Source organism: Sphingomonas sp. (assembly GCF_035758555.1).
Taxonomy (GTDB): Bacteria; Pseudomonadota; Alphaproteobacteria; order Sphingomonadales; family Sphingomonadaceae; genus Sphingomonas_B.
Window position 1 is genome coordinate 1 of record NZ_DASTXI010000157.1, and the last position, 5,622, is coordinate 5,622.

Consider the following 5,622-nt stretch of genomic DNA (forward strand, 5'->3'; position numbering starts at 1 on the left):
TGAAGGGCTACGACAATTTCGACGCCGCTGCGTGCGAGCGGCGGGGCGTATGGCTCACCGTCGTACCCGACCGGTTGACCCTGCCGACGGCGGAGCTGGCGATCGGCCTCATGATCGGCCTCGCCCGCAACATCCTGCCCGGCGACAGGCTGGTCCGGTCCGGGCACTTTCGCGGCTGGCGGCCGATCCTCTACGGCCGCGGCTTGGACGGCAGCACTGTCGGCCTGATCGGGGTCGGCGCCGTGGGCAAGGCCGTGGCCCGTCGGCTGGCCGGTTTCCAGACGACACTGCTTTACACCGACCGCCTGCCGCTCCCGCCCGATCAGGAAGACGCCTTGCAGCTGCGGCGCGTTGCCCGCGAGGAACTCCTGCGGCAGAGCGACTTCGTCCTCCTGGGTCTGCCGCTTTCTGCCGAGACGCGCGGCCTGGTCGATGCGCGCTTCCTCGCCGGCCTCAAGCGCGGCGCCTTCCTGGTCAATATCGCGCGCGGCTCGCTGGTCGACGAGGCGGCGGTCGCCGATGCGCTCGAGAGCGGTGTGCTGGGTGGCTATGCCGCCGACGTCTTCGCCTTCGAGGATTGGGCGCTCGACGGTCGACCGGACGAGCTCGACGCGCGTCTGCGCCAGGCGCGGGACAAGACGCTGTTCACGCCGCATCTCGGCTCCGCGGTCGACGATGTCCGCCGCGACATCGCCTTGCAAGCGGCGGCAAGCCTGGTCGATGCGCTGCAGGGTCGCGTTCCGGCCGGCGCCGTGAACCGACCGTCTTCGGCGCCACGCCTGTCCGTCCCATGATCGATCTCGAACAGGTTCGCACCTTCGTTGCCGTCATCGAAGCGGGCTCCTTCCAGAATGCCGCGACACGGCTCGGCATCGCCCAGCCCACCGTTTCGCAGCATGTCCGGAAGCTCGAGGAGACGCTCGGTCGCCGGCTGATCGAGCGGGCGCGGGCGCAAGCCGTCCCGACCGTACCGGGAGCGCGTCTCCTTCCTTTTGCCCGCACGCTGCTGCGCGTCGCCGAACGCGCCGAGGCCAGCCTTTCGGGCGGCGGGTTCGCCATCGGCGCCAGCAGCAATATCGGTGTCTATCTTTTGCAGCCGCTCGCGAGCGCCTTCCGATCGAATGCTGCTGATCTCGGCCCGATCGACATCCGCATCGGCTCCAACCCCGAGACGGCCAAGCGGCTCGAAGAGGCGGAGATCGACATCGCGCTAATGGAATGGTGGGATGACCGGCCGGGCTTCGATGCCGCCATCTGGCGCGAGGAACCGGTGGTCGTCATCGTGCCGCCGGGCCATCGTTGGGCGCATCGCCGATGGATCGACCGGACGATGTTGATGGAGGAACCCCTGATCGGCGGCGAGCCCGGGACGGGAACGGCGCGGCTGTTGCAGGAGCGGCTGGGCATCGCGGCGGACCAGCTCAAGGCGGGATTGCAGCTCGGCAGCACGGAAGCGGTGAAGCAGGCAGTACGCGCGGGACTTGGCGTTTCCGTGGCGCTCGCAAGTGCGGTGCACGACGAGCTCGCGGCTGGCCGGCTCGTGGCGCCCCGCCTGCGCGGCGGCGGGCTCGCCAAGCGGCTCTATTCGGTCGTTCCCGATCACGCCCCGGCCCGCGGGCCGGCGCGACGCTTCGCGGCGTTTCTGCACGAGAAGGCCGTATGAAGCGGGCCGTTGCCCTGCGTCATCTCGCCTTCGAGGATCTCGGGTTGCTGGCGGACCTGCTGACCGAGCGGCGGTACGATGTCAGCTATCGCGAGGCCGGCGTCGAGGAGCTGGCCGACCTCCGGCTCGAACGCGACGATCTTTTGATCGTGCTGGGCGGGCCGATCGGCGCCTATGACGACGATCGCTATCCTTTTCTCGCCGACGAGGTGCGCCTGATCGAACGGAGCGTGCGGTGCGATGTGCCGGTGCTGGGTATTTGCCTCGGCGCGCAGCTTCTCGCGCGGGCGCTCGGCGCGCGCGTCTATCGAGGATCGGCGAAGGAGATCGGCTTCGCGCCGGTGACGCTGACAGCGGAGGGACGGGCAGGCTGCCTCGGCCTCCTCGAACGCGAGCCGAGCCCGGTGCTGCATTGGCATGGCGACACTTTCGACCTTCCGGCAGGCGCCCGGCATCTGGCCGCGACCGACATCACGCCCAACCAGGCCTTCGGCCTTGGCGCGCGCGTGCTCGGCTTGCAGTTCCATCTCGAGGCGGATCTTTCGCGCTTCGAGCGCTGGTTGATCGGCCATACCGGCGAGCTCGCCGCCGGGCACATCGATGTCGGCCGACTGCGCGCCGACGGCCGACGGCATGCCCGCGCGCTGGCCCGTATCGGCCGGTCCGTTCTGGCAAGCTGGCTCGACGGCATCCGCGCCTGACGACCTTCTGCAAGCGCGCTCATACCGCAGGGTCGGGGACATGCCCGGCACTGGCGGCGGGAAAGGCGATAGCGTAGAAGGCTGTCCGCCCGAGGAGAGGCGTTGATGCGCGCTGCGTTCGGCTTGATGGTCTTTCTCGCCTTTTGTCTCGGCGCCGGCGCTCCGGCCGCGCGGGCCGCCACCCGGAGTCCCTATCTCGAAGAGCTGACATGGACCGAGCTGCGCGATGCGTTGGCCCACGGGACGACGACGGTCATCGTGCCCGTCGGCGGCACCGAGCAGAGCGGTCCTCATCTCGCGCTCGGCAAGCACAATGCCCGGGTGAAGGTGCTGGCCGGCCGGATCGCCGCGATCCTAGGCGATACGCTGGTCGCGCCGGTCGTGGCCTACGTGCCCGAAGGCAACATCTCGCCGCCCACCGGCCATATGCGCTTTCCCGGAACGATCTCAGTGCCGGTCGCGGCGTTCGAGGCCGTGCTGGAAGGCGCCGCGGAGAGCCTGAAGCAGGCGGGCTTCACGCATATCGTGCTGATCGGCGATCACGGCGGCTACCAGACGCAGTTGAAGAAGGTCGCCGACCGCTTGAATCATCTGTGGGCAATGAGCCGCACGCGCGCGCATTTCATCGCGGCCTACTACGACGCCGCACAAACGGCCTACGTGCGGGCGCTGCGCGCGAAAGGCCTGAGTGACGCCGAGATCGGCACCCATGCCGGGGCCGCCGACACCTCGCTCGAGCTTGCCGTCGATCCCGCGATGGTGCGGCGCGACGGCCTCGCGGCGGCACACGGAGGCAACGTCGGCGTTTCCGGCGATCCGCGGCGGGCCAGCGCCGAGCTCGGTCAGCTGGGCGTCGATCTCATCATTGATGAGACGGTGGCGGCGATCCGAAAGGCGCGGCTGGAGAAGCAGTGAATCCATGAAAGCGAATCGTCTTCTTGTCCTTCCCGCCCTGGCGGTCGTCTTCGCGGGCTGGTGGGCCGCGGCGCAGCCGAACCCGCAGGATCCTACCGCCGCGGAGCAAGTCGTCACCGTGCCGGGGATGCCGCCGGTGATCGATCCGACCAACCTCTACAGCGAGACGACGGCGGACAAGATGAGTCCGGCGGTCGACGGCGCGCTGCCGCGGATCTACGTCCCCAACCGGCGCGCCAACAGCGTCACCGTGATCGATCCCGCGACCTTGCAGGTGGTCGACACCTTCAAGGTCGGCCGCAATCCGCAGCACGTCGTGCCGTCGTGGGATCTCAGGACGTTGTGGGTCGCCAACAACGCCGAAGGACGTACCGACGGCAGCCTGACGCCGATCGATCCGCTCACCGGCCGGCCGGGCGAGGCGATTCCCGTCGACGATCCCTACAACCTTTATTGGACGCCCGACGGTCGCTACGCGATCGTCGTTGCCGAGGAGCATCGGCGGCTCGACTTCCGCAATCCGCGGACCATGAAGATCGAATTCTCCCTCGCCGTGCCCAAGTGCGCCGGCGTGAACCATGCCGACTTCTCGATCGACGGCAGCTATGCGCTGTTCACCTGCGAGTTCGACGGAGCCGTCACCAAGATCGACATGGTGAACCACAGCGTCGTCGGCACGCTGGTGCTGACGCCGTTCTACCAGCGACCGGACGTGGTGGCGCAGCTCGAAGTGTTCGAGAAGAAACCCGCAATCGTCAGCGACTCGCTGGAGCTCGGCGGCGCGATCTGCGCCAAGCGCGGCATGCCACAGGACATCCGCATCTCGCCCGACGGCAAGCTGTTCTACGTCGCCGACATGATGGCCGACGGCGTGCACGTGGTCGACGGCGCATCGTTCCGACAGGTCGGTTTCATTCCGACCGGCGTCGGCGCGCACGGCCTCTATCCCAGCCGCGACGGCAAGCTGCTCTACGTCGCCAACCGCGGCAGCAACAAGATGCTGGGGCCGCGCCGCGGCAAAGGCAGCGTGTCGGTGATCGACTTCGCGACCCAGAAGGTGGTCGCCTTTTGGCCCATTCCCGGTGGCGGCAGCCCGGACATGGGCAACGTCTCGGCCGACGGCAGATATCTCTGGCTGTCGGGTCGCTTCGACGATGTGGTCTATCGCATCGACACGACGACGGGCGCCGTCGACCAGGTCAAGGTCGGTCGCGAGCCGCATGGGCTCGCTGTCTGGCCGCAGCCCGGCCGCTATTCGCTCGGCCATACCGGCAACATGCGCTGACACAAATCGTCGCGACGCAAGGCGTCAAGGCTTGCGCTCGGCGCCGAAGCCCGGCCGGGCGCGGTGCGACACCGGGATGAGGTCGCCGCCCAGCAACCGTCGCAGCAGGCCCCACAACCCGCGCGGCTCGATCAGGATGATCGCGATCGACAGCGTGCCCAGGATGATCAGATGCCAGGTGCCGAGCTGGGCGAGGTATTCGCGCAGCAGGAAGAACAGCACGGTGCCCAGAATCGGGCCTTCGAGGCTGCCGATGCCGCCGATCACGACGTTGAAGATGACGAACACCGTCCAGTCGATGATGCTGAACGAGGCGGGCGGCGAGATGCGCAGCTTCTGCAGCGTGATGATGGCGCCGGCGAGGCCGAGAAAAGGGGCGGTCCAGAGGAAGCAGACGATCCTTGCCCGCACCAGGTCGACGCCGGCCGCACCGGCCGCCTCCTCGTTGTCGCGCATCGCCATGAGCCCCAGGCCGATGCGCGAGCGCAGCAGCAGCCAGGTGCTGGCGAAGGTCGCCGCGGCCAGTGCGAAGGCAAGCCAATAGATGGTGGCGAAGCGCGCATCGGGCCGGGCGCCGAATTCGCGCGCGACGCGGACCGGCAGGCTGACGCCCGAGCCGAAACCGAAGCCCGGCAGCTTGCCCGCGATCAACATGAGCACCTCGGCCACCACCCAGGTGCCGACCGCGAGATAGGCGGCGCGCAGCCGGAAGACGATCACCATCGCCGGCAGGGCGATCACGAAGGCGGTGAATGCGGCCGCGGCGAAGGCGAGATACGGATCGACGCCCAGCAGAACCACGGCGCCGTAAAAGGCATAGGCGCCGACGCCGACGAAAGCATGCTGGCCCACGGTCACGATGTCGGCATAGCCCGCCAGCAGGTTCCACATCAGGGCCAGCACCAGGAGACAGAGGAATTCCGTCAGCACCGTGAGACCGCCGGCATCGAGGAAGAAGGGCGCAACCGCGAGCGCGATCGCCGCGACTGCAAGGATCGCGCGGCCGCCGACGATGGAAAGGGGTCGCTGGGTGCGCAACGCGGGCTCCTAGTACCGGG

Annotated in this window: 6 protein-coding genes; 5 read left to right on the plus strand and 1 reads right to left on the minus strand. The window is 68.4% G+C overall.

Annotation, left to right across the window (positions count from 1 at the left end; genetic code table 11):
• The 5 genes from VFT73_RS09390 to VFT73_RS09410 all read left to right on the plus strand — a co-directional run.
• Positions 1-794: NAD(P)-dependent oxidoreductase (locus tag VFT73_RS09390; RefSeq protein WP_326410226.1), on the plus strand; the 794-nt coding region annotated here is incomplete at its 5' end.
• Entirely contained in the window at positions 791-1,663 is an 873-nt protein-coding gene (locus tag VFT73_RS09395) for a LysR family transcriptional regulator (protein ID WP_326410228.1), read from the plus strand. The genes VFT73_RS09390 and VFT73_RS09395, both read left to right, overlap by 4 nt.
• A complete protein-coding gene (locus VFT73_RS09400) occupies positions 1,660-2,364 on the plus strand; it encodes a glutamine amidotransferase (RefSeq protein ID WP_326410230.1) in 705 nt (234 codons plus the stop codon). The genes VFT73_RS09395 and VFT73_RS09400 overlap by 4 nt, the downstream gene beginning before the upstream one ends.
• Before the next feature lie 105 nt (positions 2,365-2,469).
• Entirely contained in the window at positions 2,470-3,279 is an 810-nt protein-coding gene (locus VFT73_RS09405; protein WP_326410233.1) for a creatininase family protein, read from the plus strand.
• Positions 3,280-3,283: 4 nt separating this feature from the next.
• On the plus strand, positions 3,284-4,564 hold the full coding sequence (locus VFT73_RS09410; protein WP_326410235.1) for a YncE family protein: 1,281 nt from the start codon (positions 3,284-3,286) through the stop codon (positions 4,562-4,564).
• 24 nt (positions 4,565-4,588) lie between these two features.
• Here VFT73_RS09410 and VFT73_RS09415 read toward each other — a convergent pair whose 3' ends face one another.
• Entirely contained in the window at positions 4,589-5,602 is a 1,014-nt protein-coding gene (locus VFT73_RS09415) for a branched-chain amino acid ABC transporter permease (protein ID WP_326410237.1), read from the minus strand.
• Between the last annotated feature and the right edge of the window lie 20 nt (positions 5,603-5,622).

Coding starts and splice junctions, on each gene's coding strand:
- VFT73_RS09395 (WP_326410228.1), top strand. CDS start 791: ATGATCGATCTCGAACAGGTTCGCACCTTCGTTGCCGTCATCGAAGCG.
- VFT73_RS09400 (WP_326410230.1), top strand. CDS start 1,660: ATGAAGCGGGCCGTTGCCCTGCGTCATCTCGCCTTCGAGGATCTCGGG.
- VFT73_RS09405 (WP_326410233.1), top strand. CDS start 2,470: ATGCGCGCTGCGTTCGGCTTGATGGTCTTTCTCGCCTTTTGTCTCGGC.
- VFT73_RS09410 (WP_326410235.1), top strand. CDS start 3,284: ATGAAAGCGAATCGTCTTCTTGTCCTTCCCGCCCTGGCGGTCGTCTTC.